17 protein-coding genes and 1 riboswitch are annotated in these 19,656 nt (G+C 74.5%); of the genes, 9 read left to right on the top strand and 8 right to left on the bottom strand.

Annotated elements, in window-relative coordinates; all coding sequences use genetic code 11:
- Positions 1-19 precede the first annotated feature (19 nt).
- The gene (locus ACFC2L_RS02290; protein WP_375822605.1) at positions 20-1,186 is read right to left on the bottom strand and encodes a DUF2599 domain-containing protein; all 1,167 of its coding nucleotides are present in this window, start codon (positions 1,184-1,186) and stop codon (positions 20-22) included.
- Positions 1,183-1,623, bottom strand: coding sequence for an NUDIX hydrolase (locus tag ACFC2L_RS02285; protein ID WP_375822604.1), 441 nt, complete (start codon positions 1,621-1,623; stop codon positions 1,183-1,185). Before ACFC2L_RS02285 ends, ACFC2L_RS02290 begins: the two co-directional genes overlap by 4 nt.
- 208 nt (positions 1,624-1,831) lie before the next feature.
- On the opposite strand from ACFC2L_RS02285, the gene ACFC2L_RS02280 reads away from it, so the two are divergent.
- From ACFC2L_RS02280 to ACFC2L_RS02270, 3 genes are all read left to right on the top strand, one after another.
- Positions 1,832-2,497 carry a PadR family transcriptional regulator gene (locus ACFC2L_RS02280; RefSeq protein WP_375822603.1) on the top strand — a complete coding sequence of 222 codons (666 nt, stop codon included), beginning with the start codon at positions 1,832-1,834 and terminating at the stop codon, positions 2,495-2,497.
- A gap of 207 nt (positions 2,498-2,704) precedes the next feature.
- Positions 2,705-3,805 (top strand): ATP-binding cassette domain-containing protein, encoded by a 1,101-nt coding sequence (locus ACFC2L_RS02275; protein WP_375822602.1) that lies wholly within the window; start codon positions 2,705-2,707, stop codon positions 3,803-3,805.
- A complete protein-coding gene (locus ACFC2L_RS02270) occupies positions 3,802-4,590 on the top strand; it encodes an ABC transporter permease (RefSeq protein ID WP_047231327.1) in 789 nt (262 codons plus the stop codon). The genes ACFC2L_RS02275 and ACFC2L_RS02270 overlap by 4 nt, the downstream gene beginning before the upstream one ends.
- Before the next feature lie 52 nt (positions 4,591-4,642).
- Here the strand turns inward: ACFC2L_RS02270 and ACFC2L_RS02265 are convergent, their stop codons facing one another.
- Entirely contained in the window at positions 4,643-6,130 is a 1,488-nt protein-coding gene (locus ACFC2L_RS02265; RefSeq protein ID WP_375822601.1) for an APC family permease, read from the bottom strand.
- A gap of 64 nt (positions 6,131-6,194) precedes the next feature.
- On the bottom strand, positions 6,195-7,298 hold the full coding sequence (locus tag ACFC2L_RS02260) for an EamA family transporter (protein WP_375822600.1): 1,104 nt from the start codon (positions 7,296-7,298) through the stop codon (positions 6,195-6,197).
- A 90-nt stretch (positions 7,299-7,388) separates the two neighbouring features.
- Here ACFC2L_RS02260 and ACFC2L_RS02255 point away from each other — a divergent pair, with 90 nt between their 5' ends.
- The 3 genes from ACFC2L_RS02255 to ACFC2L_RS02245 all read left to right on the top strand — a co-directional run bounded on the left by ACFC2L_RS02255 (position 7,389) and on the right by ACFC2L_RS02245 (position 9,498).
- Entirely contained in the window at positions 7,389-8,285 is an 897-nt protein-coding gene (locus tag ACFC2L_RS02255) for a LysR family transcriptional regulator (protein ID WP_375822599.1), read from the top strand.
- Positions 8,286-8,459: 174 nt separating this feature from the next.
- Positions 8,460-9,038, top strand: a complete 579-nt coding sequence (locus ACFC2L_RS02250) for a hypothetical protein (protein ID WP_375822598.1) — start codon at positions 8,460-8,462, stop codon at positions 9,036-9,038.
- Positions 9,039-9,111: 73 nt separating this feature from the next.
- The gene (locus ACFC2L_RS02245) at positions 9,112-9,498 is read left to right on the top strand and encodes a DUF1304 domain-containing protein (protein ID WP_375822597.1); all 387 of its coding nucleotides are present in this window, start codon (positions 9,112-9,114) and stop codon (positions 9,496-9,498) included.
- Between the two features lie 18 nt (positions 9,499-9,516).
- Here ACFC2L_RS02245 and ACFC2L_RS02240 read toward each other — a convergent pair whose 3' ends face one another.
- A complete protein-coding gene (locus tag ACFC2L_RS02240; protein WP_375822596.1) occupies positions 9,517-9,792 on the bottom strand; it encodes a hypothetical protein in 276 nt (91 codons plus the stop codon).
- 163 nt (positions 9,793-9,955) lie between these two features.
- Here ACFC2L_RS02240 and purL point away from each other — a divergent pair, with 163 nt between their 5' ends.
- Together purL and ACFC2L_RS02230 are read left to right on the top strand one after the other, a co-directional pair.
- Entirely contained in the window at positions 9,956-12,328 is a 2,373-nt protein-coding gene (gene purL, locus ACFC2L_RS02235) for a phosphoribosylformylglycinamidine synthase subunit PurL (RefSeq protein ID WP_375822595.1), read from the top strand.
- A gap of 244 nt (positions 12,329-12,572) precedes the next feature.
- Positions 12,573-13,580: an endonuclease/exonuclease/phosphatase family protein gene (locus ACFC2L_RS02230; protein ID WP_375822594.1), complete on the top strand. Its 1,008-nt coding sequence runs from the start codon at positions 12,573-12,575 to the stop codon at positions 13,578-13,580.
- A gap of 83 nt (positions 13,581-13,663) precedes the next feature.
- Here ACFC2L_RS02230 and ACFC2L_RS02225 read toward each other — a convergent pair whose 3' ends face one another.
- Both ACFC2L_RS02225 and ACFC2L_RS02220 read right to left on the bottom strand, forming a co-directional pair.
- Positions 13,664-16,339, bottom strand: a complete 2,676-nt coding sequence (locus ACFC2L_RS02225; RefSeq protein WP_375822593.1) for an MMPL family transporter — start codon at positions 16,337-16,339, stop codon at positions 13,664-13,666.
- 100 nt (positions 16,340-16,439) lie between these two features.
- The gene (locus ACFC2L_RS02220; RefSeq protein ID WP_375822592.1) at positions 16,440-17,150 is read right to left on the bottom strand and encodes a TetR/AcrR family transcriptional regulator; all 711 of its coding nucleotides are present in this window, start codon (positions 17,148-17,150) and stop codon (positions 16,440-16,442) included.
- A gap of 172 nt (positions 17,151-17,322) precedes the next feature.
- Positions 17,323-17,448, top strand: a riboswitch (SAM riboswitch).
- A gap of 380 nt (positions 17,449-17,828) precedes the next feature.
- Here ACFC2L_RS02220 and ACFC2L_RS02215 point away from each other — a divergent pair.
- The gene (locus ACFC2L_RS02215; protein WP_375822591.1) at positions 17,829-18,983 is read left to right on the top strand and encodes an LLM class flavin-dependent oxidoreductase; all 1,155 of its coding nucleotides are present in this window, start codon (positions 17,829-17,831) and stop codon (positions 18,981-18,983) included.
- A gap of 69 nt (positions 18,984-19,052) precedes the next feature.
- Here the strand turns inward: ACFC2L_RS02215 and ACFC2L_RS02210 are convergent, their stop codons facing one another.
- Positions 19,053-19,538: a Dps family protein gene (locus tag ACFC2L_RS02210; RefSeq protein ID WP_375822590.1), complete on the bottom strand. Its 486-nt coding sequence runs from the start codon at positions 19,536-19,538 to the stop codon at positions 19,053-19,055.
- Positions 19,539-19,656: the final 118 nt, after the last annotated feature.

Genomic DNA, 19,656 nt, shown 5'->3' with positions numbered 1-19,656 from the left:
GCGGCACGGGCGCTGCCCGTCAGGTCGGGTTGCAGCGCGCGGCCATCGTGGCGAGCAGCCCGACGTCGGGCCGCCACGGCTCGAGGTTCCACGTCGCCTTGTCCGGGGCGCCCACCACGTGGCACACGAGCTGGTCGTGCATCGTCGGGGTGTCGGCCTCCGGCTCGGCCGCGACCACCTGCGCCCACACGAGCTCCTGACCCGCCTGCCCCGCGGCGCGCGCCCACGCTGTCGCGTCGACCGCGAGCGACCGCCCGCCCTCGCGCTCGCCCCAGTCGGTGCTCCGCACCGCCTGCGTAGCGAGCGTCACGACGACGTCCCAGGCCGCGGGCGGGTCGGCGCCGGTCGCGCCCGCGGCGTCGGTAGCGCCAGTCCCGCCCGCGTCGTCCGCGGGGGTCTGCGGAAGACCGCTCGTCTCGTCGGGACCGGACGAGGCGTCCGGCGCGGTGCCCGACGGCGTCCCGGTCGCGGGCGCGAGCGTCACCTCCGCGCGGTGGGCGTCCAGCAGCACGACTCGCACACCGGGAGCGTCGGGTGCGGTCGGTCCGGCCGCGTCGTCGGCGTCCGTCCCGTCGGCGGCCGTCGTGCCCACGTCCCGGTTCGCGGCGTCCGGACTGGCGTCTCGCGGAACATCGCCCTGCGGAGAGTCGCCCTGCGGAGCGTCGCCGTGCGCAGTGCCGCCGGGCGCGACGTCGCCGTGCGGACCGACGACGCGGGGGGCGTCGAGCCCGCCGACGGGCGTGCCGGCGTCGTCCAGGACGGTCAGGGTGCCGTCCGGGTGGCGCACGAGCGACCCGGTCTCGACCGAGACCAGAGCCGGGGCGTCGGCGAGCACGAGCGCGACGTTCGACGTGCCCTCGCCGCCTGCCGAGACCGCCGCTGCCGGAGCACCGCCGTCCGCCGCGGTGGAGGCGAGCACCGGCGCCGCGATCTCGACCGTCGCTGGACCCACGGGCACCCGCACGACCTCGGGCGCCGCGGTCGTGTCGCCACCGGCGTCTGCCGTGCCGTCGTCGCCGGGCGTGCCGTCCGCCCGCATCGTCGTGACGGTGCCGGGGCTTGGCGCGGACGCCCCGCCGCCGGGCGTGCACCCGGCGAGGACGACGAGCATCAGGACGTCGGCGGCGAGGGGTCGCGCCGTCGGACGAGGCCGGCGCCGCGCACCGGCGCGGCCGGGCCGGGTCACGACGACACGGGAAGCAGGCCGGCCCAGCCCCGGCCGAGGTCGACGAGCCCCACGCGCCGGAGCGCGTCGACCTCGTCGGGCGTGAACCAGCCGACGTCGTCGGTCGACTCGTCCTCCTCGACGCGCAGCTCGCCGCCCACCACGCGGGCGCGGTAGACGATCCGGATCGCGTGGAGCGAACGGTCGCGGTCCTCGGCGCGCAGCCGCGCCGCGGCGTCGACCACGACGCTGTCGACGCCGAGCAGGCCGTCGAGCTCGACGTCGTAGCCGGTCTCCTCGCGCACCTCGCGGACGGCCGCGGCCTCGGGGTGCTCGCCCGGGTCGATGCCGCCCCCGGGCAGGGTCCAGCCGTCGTGGTCCCCCTCGCTCCAGTGGGGGAGGAGCATCCTCCCGTCCTCGCGGACGATCACGGCGTAGGCGGCGACGCGGGTCTGCATGGACCCATCATGCGCGACGACCGCCCGACGACGGCCACAGCCCCTTCCCGCTCCCGTCGACCATGCGGTCCCGACATGCCGAGCATGCGGAGGTCGCCCGTCCCAGCGCCTGGACCGTCCACGACCCCGTGTTCGACCACATCGCGGCGATAGCCTTGCGCGAGTGATCGAGACAGAATACTCTGGATCAAGTATTCGGAGGTGAGCGATGTCCCGTCGTCCTGTGTCCAACCCGCTCGCGCTCGCGGTGCTCGCGAGCCTCGCCGAGCGGCCGATGTACCCGTACGAGATCACGACGACCCTGCGCGAGCGGGGCAAGGACGACAGCATCCGGCTCAACTTCGGCTCGCTGTACTCCGTCATCAAGTCGCTCGAGAAGCACGGCTTCATCACGCCGTCGCACTCGGAGCGAGAGGGCAACCGGCCCGAGCGCGTCGTCTACGAGATCACGGAGGCGGGCAAGGTCGAGGCGGCCGCGTGGCTGCGCGAGCTGCTCGCCGTGCCGTCCAAGGAGTACCCGGACGTCGAGGCCGGGCTGTCGCTCATCGCGATGCTCTCGCCGGAGGAGGTCGCGGCGCTCCTGCGCGCGCGCCTCGCGTCGCTCGACAACGAGATCCGCACGCGCGACGCCGGGCTCACCGGCGCCGCGGCGGCGGGGCTGCCGGAGATCTTCCTCGTCGAGGCCGACTACCGGCTGGCCATGCTGCGCGCGGAGCGCACGTGGATCGACCGGTTCGCCGCACGCCTGGAGACGGGCGAGGTCGGCGGCCAGGACGGCTGGGCCGAGATGGCGCGCCTGCGCGCCGCGGGCGCCTCGCCCGAGGAGATCGAGGAGGTCGTGCGCCGCCACCTGCCCGCCGACCCCACCCCCTGAACCACCGGCGCGCGCCCCGACCAGGCGCGCGCCGGACGGAGAAAGAGTGGTGGCCCGGATGCGCCAACATCCGGACCACCGAGCCCGAGTCGTCCCGCCGGAAACCGACAGAACTGCTGCGTCAACAGTCACCCAGGGCCCTCCCATGCTAGCCGCGCGGGAGGGACCACCCCCGGCGAGACGGCTCCCGACACAAGGAGCCTCATCGTGCCCTCCAGCACCCGTGCGCAGGAGACGGCGATCGCCGCCGTCGACCTGCGCAAGACCTACCCGGGCGGCCGCGGCCGCCCGCCCGTGCACGCGCTCGACGGCCTGTCGTTCGCCGTCCCCGCGGGCACCGTGTTCGCGCTGCTCGGCCCCAACGGGGCGGGCAAGTCGACGACGGCCAAGATCCTCACGACGCTCAGCCGCGCGGACTCCGGCACGGCGACCGTCGCGGGGATCGACGTCACACGCCAGCCCGAGCGCGTGCGGCGCGCGATCGGCTACGTCGCGCAGAAGCCCGTGACCGACCCCATGGACACCGGGCGCGAGAACCTCGTCCTCGCGGGCCGGCTCCAGGGCCTCGGCGCGCGCGCCGCCCGCGTCCGGGCGACCGAGCTGCTCGACCGGTTCTCCCTCGCGGACGCGGCCGACCGCCTCGTGAAGACCTACAGCGGCGGCATGGCGCGCAAGCTCGACGTCGCGATGGGGATCGTGCACCGGCCCCAGGTGCTGTTCCTCGACGAGCCGACCACCGGGCTGGACCCGGAGGCGCGCGCCGAGATGTGGGCCGAGATCGAGCGCATGACGGCGCGCGAGAGCATGACGATCCTCCTCACCACGCACTACCTGGAGGAGGCCGACCGCCTCGCCGCGAACCTCGCGATCGTCGACCACGGCCGCGTCGCCGTCGCGGGCACCCCCGACGCGCTGAAGGACGAGCTGCGCGGCGACGGCATCGTCGTTGAGCTCGCCCCCGCGGCGCTCGGAGCGGGGAGCGGCGGGCCCGACGGCGGCGCCGCCCTCGCGAGCCGCGTCACCGACGCGGTGCGCGCGTGCGCGGGAGTCCGCGACGTGCACGTCGAGGGTCGCACCCTGCGCGCCCGGGCCGACTCGGGCGCCGTCGCGCTGCCCGCCGTCCTCACCGCGCTCGACGCCGCGGGGCTCCCCGTCGCGTCGGCGACGCTCGCGCGCCCGAGCCTCGACGACGTGTACCTGCGGCACACGGGCCGCACGTTCACGGCCGCGCAGTCCTCCGCGGACGCGACAGCCGGGGGCGCCCCGAGGGCCGATGCCGGCGCGACCGTCGAGGGGGTGGCCGCATGACCGCCGTCGTGCACACCGGGCTCCTCACCGCCCGGGCGCTGCGCCAGGGCGCGCGCATCCCCGTGTTCATGGTCATGAACCTCGTGCAGCCGATGATCTGGCTGCTGCTGTTCGGCCAGCTCTTCCGGTCCGTCGTCGAGATCCCCGGGTTCTCCACGGGCGGGACGTACCTCGAGTTCATCACGCCGGGCGTCGTCATGATGACGGCGATGTTCGGCGCCGCGTGGGCCGGCACCTCGTACGTGCAGGACATGGACCGCGGCGTCATGGACCGCTTCCTCACGTCCCCGGCGTCCCGCGGCGCGCTCATGGCGTCGACGATGATCTACCAGGCCGTCATCGCGGTCGGGCAGGCCCTCGTCGTGCTCGCCGTCGCGTGGCTGTGCGGCGCACGGTTCGGCAGCACGCCCGGCGAGACGACGCTCGGCGTCCTCGCGCTGCTGCTCGCGGTCGTGCTGCTCACGGCCCTCTTCTCGGCGCTGAGCAACGCCATGGCCCTGCTCACCGGCCAGCAGGAGGCGCTCATCGGCATCTCGCAGCTCATCACGCTGCCGCTCATGTTCCTGTCGTCCGCCGTGATGGACACGAGCCTGTCTGCCGACTGGGTGGCCGACGTCGCGCGGTACAACCCGTTCGACTGGGCCGTCGTCGCGGGGCGCGAGGCGCTCGCCGCCTCGCCGGACTGGGGCGTGGTGTGGGGCCGGCTGGGGCTGCTCGCGCTCGCGGCGGTCGTCATGGGCTGGCTCGCGACGCAGGCGTTCCGCACCCGGCAGCGCTCGGCCTGACGCCGCGCACGACGTCCGCCCGAGGCCCACGGCCCCGGGCGGACGTCGTCGCTCACGGGGAGCGGCCGTCGTCGTCGGAGCCGTCCTCGACCTCGTCCTCGAGGCGGGACACGTCGGAGAACGCGATCTGGCGGTGCCGCACCGAGCGGTTGTACAGCCACGTGACGAACGAGAGCAGGACCCCCAGGCCGACGAGCGCGCCCGCGATGACGTACTGCTCCTGCTGCTCGGCGCTGCGCGCCCACGGCCCGGCGAGGTACGCGCACGTGAGCGCACCGAGGACCGCGAGCCAGGTGCGGGTCCGGAAGTGCTGGTGGTCCACGCGGTCGCGGCGCAGCACGAGGAGCGCGACGTTGACGATCGTGAACACGACGAGCAGGAGCAGCGACGTCGTGCCGCCGAGCAGCGCGATCGCGTTCGTGCCCGCCTCGGTCCCCGACTGGCGCACCACGTAGACGATGAGCGCGAACGCGATGGCCGTCGTCACGAGGATCGACACCCACGGCGTCCTACGGAACGGGTGCACCTGGCCGAACGCGCGCGGCAGCACGCCCTGGTTCGCCATGCCGTAGAGCAGGCGCGACGCCATGAGCATGTTGATGAGCGCCGAGTTCGCGACGGCGAACATGCCGATGAACGGGAAGATCGTGTCGAACGGCAGGTTCGGTGCGCCGGCCGCGACGACCTGCGTGAGCGCCGATCCCTTCGAGTCGTCCACGAGGTCGCCGACGGGGACGAGCGCGACGGCGGTGATCGCGACGAGCACGTAGATCGCGCCCGTGATGGACAGCCCGGTGAGCATCATGCGGGGGAAGTCGCGCACCGGGTTCTTGCACTCCTCGGCCATGTTCACCGAGTCCTCGAACCCGACCATCGCGAAGAACGCGAGCGTCGTCGCGGCGGTCACGGCGAGGAACACGCTCTTGTCGTCCGCGCTCTCGAACACGACGACGCGCGAGAAGTCGGCCCGTCCCTGCGTCGTCGCCCACAGCCCCACGAAGATCACCAGCAGCAGGCCGGACAGCTCGACGAGCGACAGCACGACGTTCGCCCGGACGCTCTCGCCGACGCCGCGGAAGTTGACGAGCGCGACGAGGGCCATGAAGCCGAGCGCGATGAGGAGCCGGCCGTCGCCGCCCGTCGGGAGGGCCAGGCCGAAGCCGTCGGAGACGAACCCGGCGAACGCGTTGGACGCCGTCGACGCCGACGTGATGCCCGAGCTCATGACCATGAACGCGACGACGAACGTCAGCAGGTGGATGCCGAACGCCTTGTGCGTGTAGAGCGCGGCCCCGGCGGCGCTGGGGTACTTGGTGACGAGCTCGAGGTAGGAGAAGGCGGTGATCGTCGCGACGACGAACGCGAGCAGGAACGGCAGCCACGCCGCGCCGCCGACCTCGCCCGCGACCTGACCCGTGAGCGCGTACACGCCCGTGCCGAGGATGTCCCCGACGATGAACAGGAGCAGCAGCCTCGGCCCCATGACGCGCTTGAGCTCCGGCTGCTGCCGTTCTTCCGTGCGACCCGCGGTCTGGCTCATGAGAGGCTCCCTCGCGTCTCGGACGTCCCCGGACCTCCATGGAACCCCCGGTCGCGGGGTCCTGTCAGCGCGAACGCGCGCGTGTCGCCCCTGGGCTGTCGAACCCGGCCCTGTGGTCGGGACCCTCGCCGAACCCGGGGACGTCGCCAGGTTCGGCCGCATGGGGTGCGACAACCCCGGGTTCGGCGGCCGTCGGGCGTGCGGCTCGCTGCGGCCTCCGGCGCAGGACGCCCGTCGTCGTCGCGACGCCCAGCAGGAGCACGACGCCGCCCAGCAGCTCGGCCGCGTTCGGCACCTCGTCGAGCACGACCCACGCGGCGAGCATCCCGACCGGCGGCACGAGCATCGTGAACGGCACCACCGCCGACGCCGGGTACCGGGCGAGCAGCGTGTTCCAGATCCCGTAGCCCACGAGGCTCGCGAGCCACGCGGTGTACAGGGTCGACAGGACGGGCGCGAGCGTGAGGTGCGTGAGCGCGTGCCCGACGGCGTCGGGCCCGTCGAGCGCGAGCGACAGGCCCAGCATGGGGAGGGGCACGACGAGCGCCGACCAGACGGTCATCGACAGCCCCTCCAGCCCGGGTCGCGAGGGAGCGTCCCGGCCCGCCGAGGTAGAGCCGAGGTCACGCGAGGTAGAGCCCAGGTCACGCGAGGTAGAACCCTGGTCGCGGCGGCTCCCGGCGCGTCGGGCGACGACGTTCCCCACCGCCCACGACGCCGCGGCGGCGAGCGTCACGACGAACGCGAGGGCCGGCGTCGAGGCGCTGCGCCCCACGCCGACGACGACCAGCCCGGCCGCGCCGACCAGCACGCCCACGAGCTGCGCGCGCGTCGGGACCTCGCGCAGCGCCGCGGCGGCGAACAGCACGGTGAGCCCGACCTGGGCCTGCAGCACGAGCGACGCGAGCCCGGCGGGCATGCCGAGCGCGAGCGCGGTGTACAGCAGGCCGAACTGGCCGAGGCTCATGAACGTGCCGACGAGCAGCACGTCCCGCCAGCGCGCACGGGGCCGTGGGACGAGGAAGATCGCGGGGACGAGCACGACGAGGAAGCGCAGGGCGACGAACAGCGTCGGCGGCACGTCGCCGAGGCCGAGGTCGATGACGACGAAGTTCACGCCCCACAGGACGGCGACGAGGACGGCGAGGAGGGACGAGCGCAGGGGCATGGGTACGAGGGTGCGCTCCGGGTATCGTGCACGTCCAGCGCACGGTCGTGCACGGTTCCCGGTAGTGCTGCTTCCCGATACCCTGGGTGCATGATCGACCTCGCCGCCGTCGACGCGCTCATCGCCGTCGAGCGCACCGGGAGCGTCCACGCGGCCGCGCGCGACCTCGGGTACACGCCGTCCGCCGTCTCGCAGCAGGTCAAGCGCCTGGAGCGCGACCTCGGCGCACGCCTGCTCGACCGCGAGGGGCGCGGCGTCGTCCTCACGGCCGCCGGCCGGCGCGTGGTCGAGGAGGGGCGCACGCTGCGCGAGCACGTCGAGTCGCTCCGCGCGCGCCTGCACGACGCCGGCGCCCGCCCCACGGGGACCGTGCGCCTCGGGTCGTTCTCGACGGCGGTGCGCGGCGTCGTCGCGCCGCTCGTCGCGCGGGTGCGGGACGACGTCCCGGACCTGCGGCTCGTCGTCGAGGAGACCGAGCCGTGGGACGCGGTCGCGGCCGTCGCGGCGGGGACGCTCGACCTCGCGCTCGTGCACCACTGGGAGGGCGTCGGCCTCGCGCTGCCCCCGAGCCTGCGCAGCGAGGAGCTCTTCCGCGACGAGGCCGACGTGCTCGTGCACGCGTCGAGCCCGCTCGCCGGGCGTCCCACCCTCACGCCCGCGGACCTGCTCGACGAGACGTGGGTCTGCACGCCCGACGGCACCATCTGCTACGAGTGGTTCTGCCACATGTTCGCGCGCGAGCCGCGCGTCCCGCGCATCGACTTCCGGTGCCTCGAGTTCGCGTCGCAGGTCGAGGTCGTGGCGCAGGACCTCGCCGTCGCGCTCGTGCCGCGGCTCGGCCGCGGCCCGCTGCCCGCCGACGTCGTCGCGGTGCCCGTGCGCGAGCCCGTCCCGACCCGCCCGGTGACCGTCGTCTGGCGCGCCACCATGACCGACGCCCCCGCGGTCCGCTACCTGCGCGAGCGCCTGCGCGCCGTCGCGCCCTGACCAGGCGCCGAGCCCGGGATCGCTCCTCACCCTCGGCCGTGCGTCGGGAAAGACCCCGGGTTCGGCGGCATCCAGGGAGGCGGAGGTCGCGTCCGCCGCCGGAACTCCGTGGGCGCGTGGTCCGTTGAGGTCGGCGAGCGCGTCCGCGCCGCACCCGTCCGACGAAGGGGCCCGATGACCGAGCACGAGCCGACCCGGCGGTCCGCCGACCCGCGCACCGTGGCGATCGCCGGCCTGGCGACCGTCGCCTGGTACGCCGTGCCCGACGTCGTACGGCCGCGCTGGGCCCGCGCGCTCGCCAAGACGGCGGTCGCGACGGCGGGCGCCGTGCTCACGGTGACCTCGACGACGGAGGGACGCGAGGCACGCGAGGGCGCCCGGTCGCTGCGCGACGCCGTCCGCGCAGCAGGGGCCGTCGCGGACGACCTCGACGCGGCGCCGAGCGCCGGGACGGGCAGCACGCGGGGGTCTGATCCCGCGGACCCCACCGCGCGCGAGGACAACAGGTACGCGCCGGACCGCGACGAGCCGACGCCGGTGCCGCCCGGGGTCGTCGCGGCAGGGGCCGTCGGGGGCGTCGCGCTCGCGACGACGCTCGCCGTCGCCGGGGAGAAGTGGGTCTACCGCCGTGGGGAGCGGCTGCGCGCGCGGGGCGTGCGCCTGCCGCACACGCGTGTCGGGCTCGCCCTCGGCGCGCTCGCCGTGGCGCTCGCGGCGGCGGAGCCGCTCCTGTGGAACGCTGAGGACCGCTGAGGCAGCGACCCGGACCCGCCCGCCGGCGGGAGGTCGTGCACCGTGCGGCCTCGCGGACCGGGAGGGGCCGACCGTGATCGGGTTCGGGCTGGCGCTCGCGGGGGTCGCCGCGGCGATCCACGTGTACATCTTCGTCATGGAGTCGCTCACCTGGACGAGCGCGCGCACGCGCGCGACGTTCGGCACGTCGCGCGAGGAGGCGGAGGCGACGAAGGAGCTCGCGTTCAACCAGGGGTTCTACAACCTGTTCCTCGCGGTGCTCGTCGTGCTCGGCATCGTCCTGTACGCGACGGACCGGCAGGACGTGGGGCTCACGCTCGTCGTCGCGGGCGCCGGGTCGATGGTCGCCGCGGGGCTGGTGCTGATCCTGTCGTCGCCGTCCAAGGCGCGCGCGGCCCTCGTCCAGCTCGTGCCGCCCGCGCTCGGCGTGCTGGGCGTCGTGCTCGGGCTGACGCTCTGACCCGGGTCGGGAGGGCGGTCAGGAGCCTGCGGCCACGCGCATCGCGCTGAGCAGCTCGAGCCGCGACAGGATGCGCTCGCGCTCGGCCTCGAGCTCCTCCCGGTAGCGCCCACCCGCCGGCTCGACCGTCTCGAACGCCTGGTGCCCGACGTACGAGCCCGTGCGACGGGAGTAGCCGTGGAGCTGGCGCTCGACGAGCGTGAGGTCGTGACCGAGGCGCTCCAGGTGCGGGTCGAGGAGGTCGCTGGTCGGGGTGCGGGCAGGACCGGAGGTCGGTTCGAGAAGGGTGGGCACGCCTCCATCCGAACCCGGAGGACGGGTCTCCGCACGGCGAGACGCCCGTCTCGGTTCTCCGCCGACCGCGACGCGAGACGCGCGGACGCCCTCTCCCCGTACGCCGGTAGACTGGCCGCGCGCCGTCGTGCGCTCCCCGCTCAGCGCCCACCCGAGGGAAACGATGACCGCCCCCGCACCCCAGGCTTCCGCACGCTCCGAGGCTCGTCCCGCCGCGCCGACGCTCGACACCGTCGAGCACGCCGCCGCCACCCCCGACGAGGTCCAGCCGTACGCCGAGCTCGGCCTCAAGCCCGACGAGTACCAGCGCATCCGCGACATCCTGGGGCGCCGCCCCACGGCCGCGGAGCTCGCGATGTACTCCGTCATGTGGTCCGAGCACTGCTCGTACAAGTCGTCCAAGGTCCACCTGTCGAAGTTCGGCGCGGCCACCACGGACGAGATGAAGAAGCACCTGCTCGTCGGCATCGGCGAGAACGCGGGCGTCGTCGACATCGGTGACGGCTGGGCCGTGACGTTCAAGGTCGAGTCGCACAACCACCCGTCGTTCGTCGAGCCCTACCAGGGCGCCGCGACGGGCGTCGGCGGCATCGTGCGCGACATCATCTCCATGGGCGCGCGCCCCGTCGCCGTCATGGACCAGCTCCGCTTCGGCGCCGTCGACCACCCGGACACGGCGCGCGTCGTGCACGGCGTCGTGTCCGGCGTCGGCGGCTACGGCAACAGCCTCGGCCTGCCGAACATCGGTGGCGAGCTCGTCTTCGACTCCTCGTACCAGGGCAACCCCCTCGTCAACGCGCTGTGCCTCGGCGTGCTGCGCCACGAGGACATCCACCTCGCCAACGCCTCGGGCGTCGGCAACAAGGTCGTGCTGTTCGGCGCGCGCACGGGCGGCGACGGCATCGGCGGCGCCTCGATCCTCGCCTCGGAGACGTTCGAGGACGGCGTGCCCGCCAAGCGCCCGAGCGTCCAGGTGGGCGACCCCTTCATGGAGAAGGTCCTCATCGAGTGCTGCCTCGAGCTCTACGCGGCGCAGGTCGTCGAGGGCATCCAGGACCTCGGCGCCGCCGGCATCTCCTGCGCGACGTCGGAGCTCGCCTCCAACGGCGACGGCGGCATGCACGTGTGGCTCGACGACGTCCTGCTGCGCGACCCCACGCTCAACGCGGGCGAGATCCTCATGTCGGAGTCGCAGGAGCGCATGATGGCGGTCGTCGCGCCCGACAAGCTCGACGAGTTCCTCGCGATCACCGCCAAGTGGGACGTCGAGACCGCCGTGATCGGCGAGGTCAACGACTCGGGCCGCCTGACGATCGACCACCACGGCGAGCGCATCGTCGACGTCGACCCCCGGACGGTCGCGCACGAGGGCCCGGTCTACCACCGCCCGTACGCGCGCCCGTCGTGGCAGGACGGCCTCAACGCCCGCACCGTCGAGGCCGACGCGCTCGCACGCCCCGAGAGCGGCGACGACCTGCGCGCGACGGCCCTGCGCCTCCTCGCGTCGCCGAACCTCGCGTCCAAGGAGTGGGTGACGAACCAGTACGACCGGTTCGTCCAGGGCAACACCGCGCTCGCGCAGCCCGACGACTCGGGCGTGGTCCGCGTCGACGAGAGCACGGGCCTCGGCGTCGCGCTCGCGACGGACGCGAACGGCCGCTACGGCAAGCTCGACCCGCGCACGGGCGCCCGCCTGGCGCTCGCCGAGGCGTACCGCAACGTCGCGACGACGGGCGCCCGCCCGCTCGCCGTGACCGACTGCCTCAACTTCGGCTCGCCCGAGGACCCGGACTCCATGTGGCAGCTCGTCGAGGCGATCGAGGGCCTCGCGGACGCGTGCCGCGAGCTCGGCGTGCCGGTGACGGGCGGCAACGTGTCGCTCTACAACGGGACCGGCGAGCCCGGCCAGATCGACTCGTCGATCCACCCGACCCCCGTCGTGGGCGTGCTCGGCGTGCTCGACGACGTCGCGCACGCGACGCCGTCGGGCTGGCGCGAGACGGGCGAGAGCATCTACCTGCTCGGCACGACGCGCCCCGAGCTCGACGGGTCGGCCTGGGCCGACGTCGAGCACGGCCACCTGGGCGGCGTGCCCCCGCAGGTGGACCTCGCGGCCGAGAAGGCGCTCGCCGGCGTCCTCGTCAACGCGAGCCGCGACGACCTCGTGTCGGCCGCGCACGACCTCTCCGAGGGCGGGCTCGCGCAGGCGCTCCTCGAGGCGTCGCTGCGCTTCGGCGTCGGGGCCACCGTGTCGCTCGACGCGCTGACCGAGCGCGACGGCGTCACCCCGTTCGAGGCGCTGTTCTCCGAGTCGACGGCGCGCGCGCTCGTCGCGGTCCCCCGCGGCGAGGAGTCCAAGCTCGTCGACGCGTGCGTCGCGCGAGGCGTCCCCGTGCTGAAGATCGGCGAGACGGGCACCGAGCCCGGCGCCGTCGCCGAGTCCGGCGAGGCGCTCGACGTCGCGGGCCTGTTCACCGTCCCGCTCAGCGAGGCGGACGCGGCCTTCCGCGGCACGCTCCCGGCCATCTTCGGCTGACACCCCGCACCACGGACGCCCCGGTCACCGCCCAGGTGACCGGGGCGTCGTCGTCCATGGACCCTGGCCGAGCACGACCCTGCCCGCTGTCGAGCACGACATGAGCGTCGTTCTCGGGCGGAGAACGACCCTCATGTCGTGCTCGGCGGACCGGGGCGCGATGCTGCGCGGGTTTCGTGGAGGTCGGCGGGCGAGGTGGTGCGGCGGGGCGCGGGGCCGGGCGCGATGCTGCGAGAGTCCGGGCATGACCTCGGTGACCACGAGCCTCCCGCCCGCGCGCGTCACCGCCCGACGGCGGCCGGGCGGTCCGGTCCTCACCGTCCTGCTGGCGACGGGGACCGTGGCGGTCGCTCTGCTCACGCTCGTGCGCGCGGTCCCGTACGACGCGGTGACGCCGTTCGCGCAGGTCGTCGGGTTCACGCCGTTCGTCGCGGCGGCTGCCGTCGTCGGCGTCGTGGTCACGCTCGTCGTGCGCCGGTGGATCCTCGCGGCGCTGCTCGCCGTGTGCGTCGCCGCGCAGGCGGTGTGGCTCGTGCCGGCGTTCGTGCCCGGTCCGGCACCGCCCGACGGCGCGGTCTCCGTGCGTGTGATGGGCGCCAACGCGTGGCTCGGGTCGGCGGACGCCGACGCGCTGGTCGACCTCGTCCGCGAGCAGGACGTCCAGGTGCTCGCCGTGCTGGAGCTGACGACCGACCTGCGCGAGCGCCTCGTCGCGGCGGGCATCGAGGACGTGCTCCCGTACAGCGCGGACGCGAAGGTCGGGTCCGGGGCGCTCGGCAGCGGGCTGTGGAGCGCGTCGCCCCTCCGCGACGTGGACCTCGAGCCGTTCTCGAACGACGCGATGCCGTCCGCGACGGTCGAGGTCGACGGGGTGCCGGTGCGGGTCACCGCCGTGCACCCGATCCCGCCGATCCCGGAGTACGTGCGGGTCTGGGGCGAGGAGACCGCCGCGCTGGCCGAGCGGGCGACGGCGGACCCGCTCCCGCAGGTGCTCGTCGGCGACTTCAACGCGACCCACGACCACGCGACGTTCCGCCGGCTGCTCGGCGACCGGTTCCACGACGCGAGCCGCGCGTCGGGCGGCGGGCTCGACCTGTCGTGGTCGCCGCGGCCGGGCACGGTGCCGCCGGTCCTGAACCTCGACCACGTGGTGACGGACCGCGAGAACGTCGTGACCGACGTCGCCTCCCTGCCCGTGCCCGGCAGCGACCACCACGCGATCGTCGCGACGGTCCACGTGCCCCGCCCTTGACGCCGAACCCGGGATTCCGCGCCACCGAGCAGACTCGGTGACGCGGGACCCCGGGTTCGGCGCCGGGAGGTGACGTGGAGCGTTCAGCCGCGCGCGGGCTCCGGCTCGGTCGCTCCAGGGTCGGTCGTGGCACTGCCCGCGTCGTCCGCGCCGGCATCCCCGTCGGGGTGGTGCGGGTGGCGGCGCTCCAGGGCGGCGCCCTCGACGTCGACGTCGGGCAGGATGCGGTCGAGCCAGCGCGGGAGCCACCACGCCTTGTCGCCCACGAGGTGCATGAGCGCCGGGACGAGCAGCATCCGCACGACGAACGCGTCGACCAGCACGCCGAACGCGAGCGCGAACCCGATGGGCCGGATCATCGCGCTGTGCGAGAAGACGAACCCGCCGAAGACGGAGATCATGATGATCGCCGCCGCGGTCACGACGGACCGGCCCGCGCGCAGGCCCTGGGTGATCGCGACGCGCGCCGGGGCGCCGTGCGCGTACGCCTCGCGCATCCCCGAGCCGAGGAAGAGCTGGTAGTCCATCGCGAGGCCGAACAGGATGCCGACGAGGATCGTGGGGAGGAAGTTGAGGATCGGGCCCGGCGTCTCGACGCCGAACACCCCCGACAGCCAGCCCCACTGGTAGATCGCGACGACGCCGCCGAGCGCGGCGAAGTAGGACAGGATGAACCCGAGCGTCGCGACGACCGGCACGAAGACCGACCGGAACACCAGCACGAGGATCACGAGCGACAGGCCCACGACGACCGCGAGGTAGATCGGCAGCGCCTGCGCGAGCTTGTCGGAGATGTCGATGTTGCCGCTGGCCGAGCCGGCGACGCCCAGCGTCACGTCCCCGTCGAGCGGCTCGAGCGCGCGCAGGTCGTGCACCAGCTCCTCGGTGGACTCGCTCGTCGGTCCCTCGGCGGGAACCACCTGGAACGCGGCGACCGTGCGGTCGTCCGACGTGCCGATCGGGGCGACCGCGCGGACGTCGTCCAGCGCGAAGAGCTCCTCGGCGACGCGCACCTGGTACTCCAGGGCCTCCGCCTCCGTGGGCTCGCCCGGGAGGTCGGCGACGACGAGCAGCGGGCCGTTCGTGCCCTCGCCGAACCGCTCGGCGATCGTCGAGTACGCGCGGTACTGGGTGGAGTCGTGCGCCTCCGACGACCCGTCGGGCAGGTTGGTGCGCAGGTCGAGCGCGGGGAGGGCGATCACCCCGAGCGCCACGACGGCGAGCAGCGCCGTGCCCACCGCGCGCAGCGTCGACATCGGGCGAGCGGGCTTCGCCGCCCCCGCGGTGGTGCCCGACGGCGTGGGGCCGGCTGCGGCGTCGGTCTCGCCCGGAGCCCCGGCCGCCTCGGTCCCGGCGAGCGCGGCGCGCTCGCGACGGCTGAGGATGCGCGTCCCGATCATGCTCAGCAGGGCTGGCGTGAGGGTGACGGCGATGAGCACGGCGATCGCGACGCACAGCGCGCCGACGGTCCCCATGAGGCCGAGGAACGGGATGCCGGTGACGTTGAGCGCGAGGAGCGCGATGAGCACCGTGGCGCCGGCGAAGACGACGGCGTTGCCCGACGTGCCGTTCGCGAGCGCGATCGACTCCTGCACGTCGTCGCCCTGCTTGAGCTGGCGGCGGTGGCGGTTGACGATGAACAGCGAGTAGTCGATCCCGACCGCGAGCCCGAGCATGAGGCCGAGCACGGGCGTCACGGACGACATCTCGACGACGCCCGACAGCGACATCGCCGCGAGCGCGCCGATCCCGACGCCGATGAGCGCCGTGAGGATCGGCAGCCCCGCGCCGACGAGCGTGCCCAGCATGACGATCAGCACGATCGCCGCGACGACGAGGCCGATCGCCTCGCCGACGCCGAAGACCTGGGGAACTCCTTGCGTGATGTCGGACGAGAAGTCCGTCTGGACGCCGTCGACCGGGTCGTCGGCGAAGACCGCGACGAGGTCGTCCTTGGTCTGCTGCTCGATGCTCATGTTCGGCTCGGTGAACGCGACGCTCGCGACGGCGGCGCTCCCGTCCTCGGACACCATGCGGATCTCCGACGCCATCTCGAGGAGCGGTGCGGAGAGCTCGAGCTGCGCGGACTGCTCCTCGAGCATCGTGCTCTGGTCCTCCAGCGCGGTCACCTGCTTGTCGAGCGCCGCGGCCTGGGCGTCGAGCTCGGCGCGCCCGGCGTCGAGCTCGGCCTGCTGCGCGTCGAGCTGGGGCGCCACCTGGTCGAGCGCGCCCGCGGCCTCGGCCTGCGCGCGCGCCGCGTCGAGCTGGGCCTGGCCCTGGTCGAGCTGGGTCCGCGCGGCGTCGAGCTGCTCCTGGCCCGCGGCGAGCTGGGCGCGACCGTCCTCGATCTGCGTGCGCCCGGCCTCGATCTGGGTGCGACCGTCCCCGATCTGCTGACGCTGGTCCGCCAGCTCGGCCTGCGTGGCGAACGGGTCGACGGCCGTCTCGACGCCGTCGACGTCCTCCGCCGCGGCGAGGCGGTCGGAGATCTCCGCCTCCTGCTCGGGCGTGAACGCGGAGCCGTCCTCCGTGACGAAGACGACGGTGCCGCTCCCGCCGGAGGCCTCCGGGAGCGCCGTCTGCAGGCGCTCGGTCACCTCGGCGGTCGGGGTGCCGGGGATGGAGAAGCTGCTCGCGAGCGAGCCGCCGAACGCGACGAACGCCGCCCCGGCCAGCACGAGCACCGCGAGCCACGAAGCGAGGACGGTCCGCGCGCGGCGCGCGCTGGCGCGGCCGAGGCGGTAGAGGAGTTCAGCCATGAGGATCCTTCGGTGGGAGTCCGGGACGGTCCGGTCGGCGGTCCGGTGAGCGGTGCGGCGTGCAGGCCGGGTGGTGGTCGGTCGGGGGAGGAGGGCGGCGTCAGGCGGGGAGCGCCCAGCCCGCGCGCACACGTCCGACGAGGTGGTCGAGGAGGTCCGCCCAGACGCGGCGCGAGGCGTCGTCGTCGGCGGCGCCGGTCGCGGCCCACCAGCGTCGCTGGATCACCAGGACCCCGGCCATGAGCGCGCCCACGAGCATCTCGATCTCGAGCGGGTCGACGTCGGGGTGCCGCCGCGTGGTCTCGGCGACCAGGCGCTCGGCGAGGTGGGTGAACGTGCGCACGACCATCGTCGTGACGCGCGGGGTGGGCTCGGTCGCGGTGCCGCCGAGTGCGCGCGTGAGGTAGGACATCGGGCCGACGAGGTCGGTGCCGCGGAGCGCCGCGGTGAGGTCGTCGAGCGGGGTCGTGCGGTCGGTGCCGGGGTCGGCCGCGCTCGCCCCGAGCGCGTCGACCACGGTGCCCAGCACATCCTCGCACACCTCGACCACCACGTCGTCGAGCGACGCGAAGTGGTTGAAGATCGTGCGCCGCGCGACGTCGGCGCGGGCCGCGAGCTCGTCGACGGTGAACCGGGTGCCGCCGTTCTCCTCCATGAGCGACGCCGCCGCGTCGACGATCGCCCGCCGGTGCCGTGCGCGCAGCGCGGCGCGGCGGTCGGTGGAGGAGCCGGTCGGGGGGGCGGGCGCGGAGCCCGTCGTCGGGTCGGTCACGGGCACGCCCGACGGGTCGGTCGCGGAGGGGAGGGGCACCTCTTGACACTAAGTGCATCGATGCACTCGGTGCAAGCAGCGCCTCGGGCGGCAGAAAGTTGACCGATCAAGTCCAGTATGTGGGAAGGTCCCCTCGGCGCGTTGACACCCTGCGGCGGCCGCTCGTAAGTTCCCGCGCAACCGAGGTCGACGTACCCCGGTCACAGGACATGGTCATGAGCTCCGACGCCAAGCCCCGGCTCGTCGGACGGCAACCCTCCCGCGCGGTGGGGTGCCCCGGGTGAGGACCGGGTCCCGCGTCGCGCGGACCACGCGCGGCGCGGGGCAAGGACGCGGAGCCCGGCGACGGGCACGAAGGAGACGGACGATGGACCGGCGGGAGTCGAGCACCGCGGTGAGCACCGCGGTGAGCACCCCGGTGACCGCCGCGCACGCCTCGACGTGCCCCCGTCCACCCGCGGGCGCCTCTGCCGCGCGCGCACTCGGGACCGCGGGTCCCGCGCGCGCCACCTGTTGTCGCTGACGACGAACCGCCACCGAAGAGGCCCGCGCGCCCCGCGCGTGGCCCGTCGCCCCCGGCTTCCCGCGCCCCGTCCTGCCACCCCGCGGCGGAGCAGCCCTGCCCACCTCCGCACCCGCCGCGCCCCGAGCGTCGTCGGCGCTCTACCGGCGACGGCGTCGGCGCTGCGCTGGCAGCACCGAGAACGGAACCTCGCGATGTCCGACCCCCGCCCCGCCCGCACGCTCCACCTCGGCGTCGACCTCACCGACGCCGGCGCGCACCCCGCCGCCTGGCGGACCGTGGGCACCCAGGCCCAGCGGCTCTTCGACGGGAAGCGCCTCGTCGAGCTCGTCGCCACCGCCCAGCGCGGCCTGCTCGACCTCGTCACGCTCGACGACGCGTTCACGCTCCGGCCGAGCCGCGACGGGTCCGTCCGGGGCCGGCTCGACGCCGCGCTCGTCGCCTCCCGCCTCGCGCCCCGCAGCGCGGGGATCGGCCTCGTCCCGACCGTGACGACGACGCACACCGAGCCCTTCCACGTGTCCACCGCGATCGCGACGATCGACCACGTGAGCTCTGGACGCGCCGGCTGGCAGGTCGGGTGGTCCACCACGCCGGCAGAGGCCGCGGCGTCCGGGCCCGACGGCGCGCAGGACGAGCCCGGCGCCGTCGCGGAGGCGGGCGCGGCCGTCGAGGCCGTCACGCGGCTGTGGGACTCGTGGGAGGACGACGCGGAGACCCGCGACGTCGCGACCGGCCGGCCCGGTGATCGCGAGCAGCTCCGCCACGTCGACCACGAGGGCATCCGGTTCGCGGTCGCGGGGCCGTCCAGCACGCCGCGGCCGCCGCAGGGCCGGCCGCCCGTCGTCGTGCGAGCGAGCACGCCCGCGTCGCTGGACCTCGCGGCCCGCCGCGCGGACGTGGTCCGGGTGCGGGCGGCGACGCTGGACGAGGCTGTCGCCCGGCGGGCGCAGGTGCGCGCCGCCGCGGCAGACGCGGGGCGCGACCCCGACGCCCTGCGGGTCCTCGTGGACGCGTACGTGGTCATCGGCGACACGCGTGCGAGCGCCCAGGCGCGCCTCGACCTGATCGAGGACCTCGAGGGCGTCTCGTGGGACACGGACTCCCTCACGCACGTCGGCACGGCGCGCGACCTCGCGGTCACGGCCGAGGAGTGGGTGCGCGCCGGTGCGGCAGACGGCTTCCTCCTGCGCCCGTCGTCCCTGAGCACCGACCTCGACGCGATCGTCGGCCGGGTCGTGCGCCTCCTGCAGGGGGCCGGCCTGTTCCGCACGGCCTACCCCGGGACGACGCTGCGCGACACGCTCGGTCTCTCCGGACGAGCATCCCGGCACGTCGCGGTCGCCTGACCGAGCCCCTCGGCGCAGGCCGTGCGGCCCGGGCCTCGTGCGACCACGACGCCCGGGCCGACGGGCTCGTCAGGCCTCGCGGTTCTCCGAGGAGAGGAACCACGCCTGCTTCTCCAGGTCGGCGATGATCTCGTGCAGGATGTCGGCGGTCGTGGGGTCCTCGGCGTCGACGCCGTCGTGCACCTCGCGCACGACCTCGACGGTCTGGGCGATGCGCTCGACGATCGCGTCGACCGTGTCGCCGACGGACACGAGGCCGGCCGGGTACGGCGAGAGGTCGGTCGTCGTCGCGACGGTCTCGGTCCGGCCGTCGGGCACGACCTGGAGCGCGCGCATGCGCTCCGCGACGGTGTCGCTGTGCTCGCGCGCGACGTCCACGACATCGTCGAGCTGGAGGTGCAGGTCGCGGAACCCGCGGCCCGTGACGTTCCAGTGGGCCTGCTTGCCCTGGACGTGCAGGTCGACGAGCGCGACGAGCACGCGCTGCAGGTGGGCGCGGAGCGTCTCCGACGCCTCGAATCGGGCGGTGGCGCGGTGGATGGTGGGTGCGGACATGGTGCTCCTCGCTCTCTCGGGGGTCTCCCGGAACGTGCGGCGGTCACCCGGCTTCCGTCGGTGCCGTCCTCGTGGCTCGTTCTCTTGAACGATTCCAGACTAGGTAGGATTCCCCGCT

It is taken from the genome of Cellulosimicrobium sp. NPDC055967, from assembly GCF_042269845.1.
In the GTDB taxonomy this organism is placed as follows: domain Bacteria; phylum Actinomycetota; class Actinomycetes; order Actinomycetales; family Cellulomonadaceae; genus Cellulosimicrobium.
The sequence above is the reverse complement of the archived record's forward strand: the minus strand, read 5'-3'. Positions and strand labels throughout refer to the sequence as shown.

Bases quoted from the DNA above. Each gene is read 5' to 3' on its own strand.
- ACFC2L_RS02270 (WP_047231327.1), top strand. From the start codon at position 3,802: ATGACCGCCGTCGTGCACACCGGGCTCCTCACCGCCCGGGCGCTGCGC.
- ACFC2L_RS02250 (WP_375822598.1), top strand. From the start codon at position 8,460: ATGACCGAGCACGAGCCGACCCGGCGGTCCGCCGACCCGCGCACCGTG.
- ACFC2L_RS02230 (WP_375822594.1), top strand. From the start codon at position 12,573: ATGACCTCGGTGACCACGAGCCTCCCGCCCGCGCGCGTCACCGCCCGA.
- ACFC2L_RS02285 (WP_375822604.1), bottom strand. From the start codon at position 1,623: ATGCAGACCCGCGTCGCCGCCTACGCCGTGATCGTCCGCGAGGACGGG.
- ACFC2L_RS02215 (WP_375822591.1), top strand. From the start codon at position 17,829: ATGTCCGACCCCCGCCCCGCCCGCACGCTCCACCTCGGCGTCGACCTC.
- ACFC2L_RS02265 (WP_375822601.1), bottom strand. From the start codon at position 6,130: ATGAGCCAGACCGCGGGTCGCACGGAAGAACGGCAGCAGCCGGAGCTC.
- ACFC2L_RS02260 (WP_375822600.1), bottom strand. From the start codon at position 7,298: ATGCCCCTGCGCTCGTCCCTCCTCGCCGTCCTCGTCGCCGTCCTGTGG.
- ACFC2L_RS02210 (WP_375822590.1), bottom strand. From the start codon at position 19,538: ATGTCCGCACCCACCATCCACCGCGCCACCGCCCGATTCGAGGCGTCG.
- ACFC2L_RS02225 (WP_375822593.1), bottom strand. From the start codon at position 16,339: ATGGCTGAACTCCTCTACCGCCTCGGCCGCGCCAGCGCGCGCCGCGCG.
- purL (WP_375822595.1), top strand. From the start codon at position 9,956: ATGACCGCCCCCGCACCCCAGGCTTCCGCACGCTCCGAGGCTCGTCCC.
- ACFC2L_RS02280 (WP_375822603.1), top strand. From the start codon at position 1,832: ATGTCCCGTCGTCCTGTGTCCAACCCGCTCGCGCTCGCGGTGCTCGCG.
- ACFC2L_RS02255 (WP_375822599.1), top strand. From the start codon at position 7,389: ATGATCGACCTCGCCGCCGTCGACGCGCTCATCGCCGTCGAGCGCACC.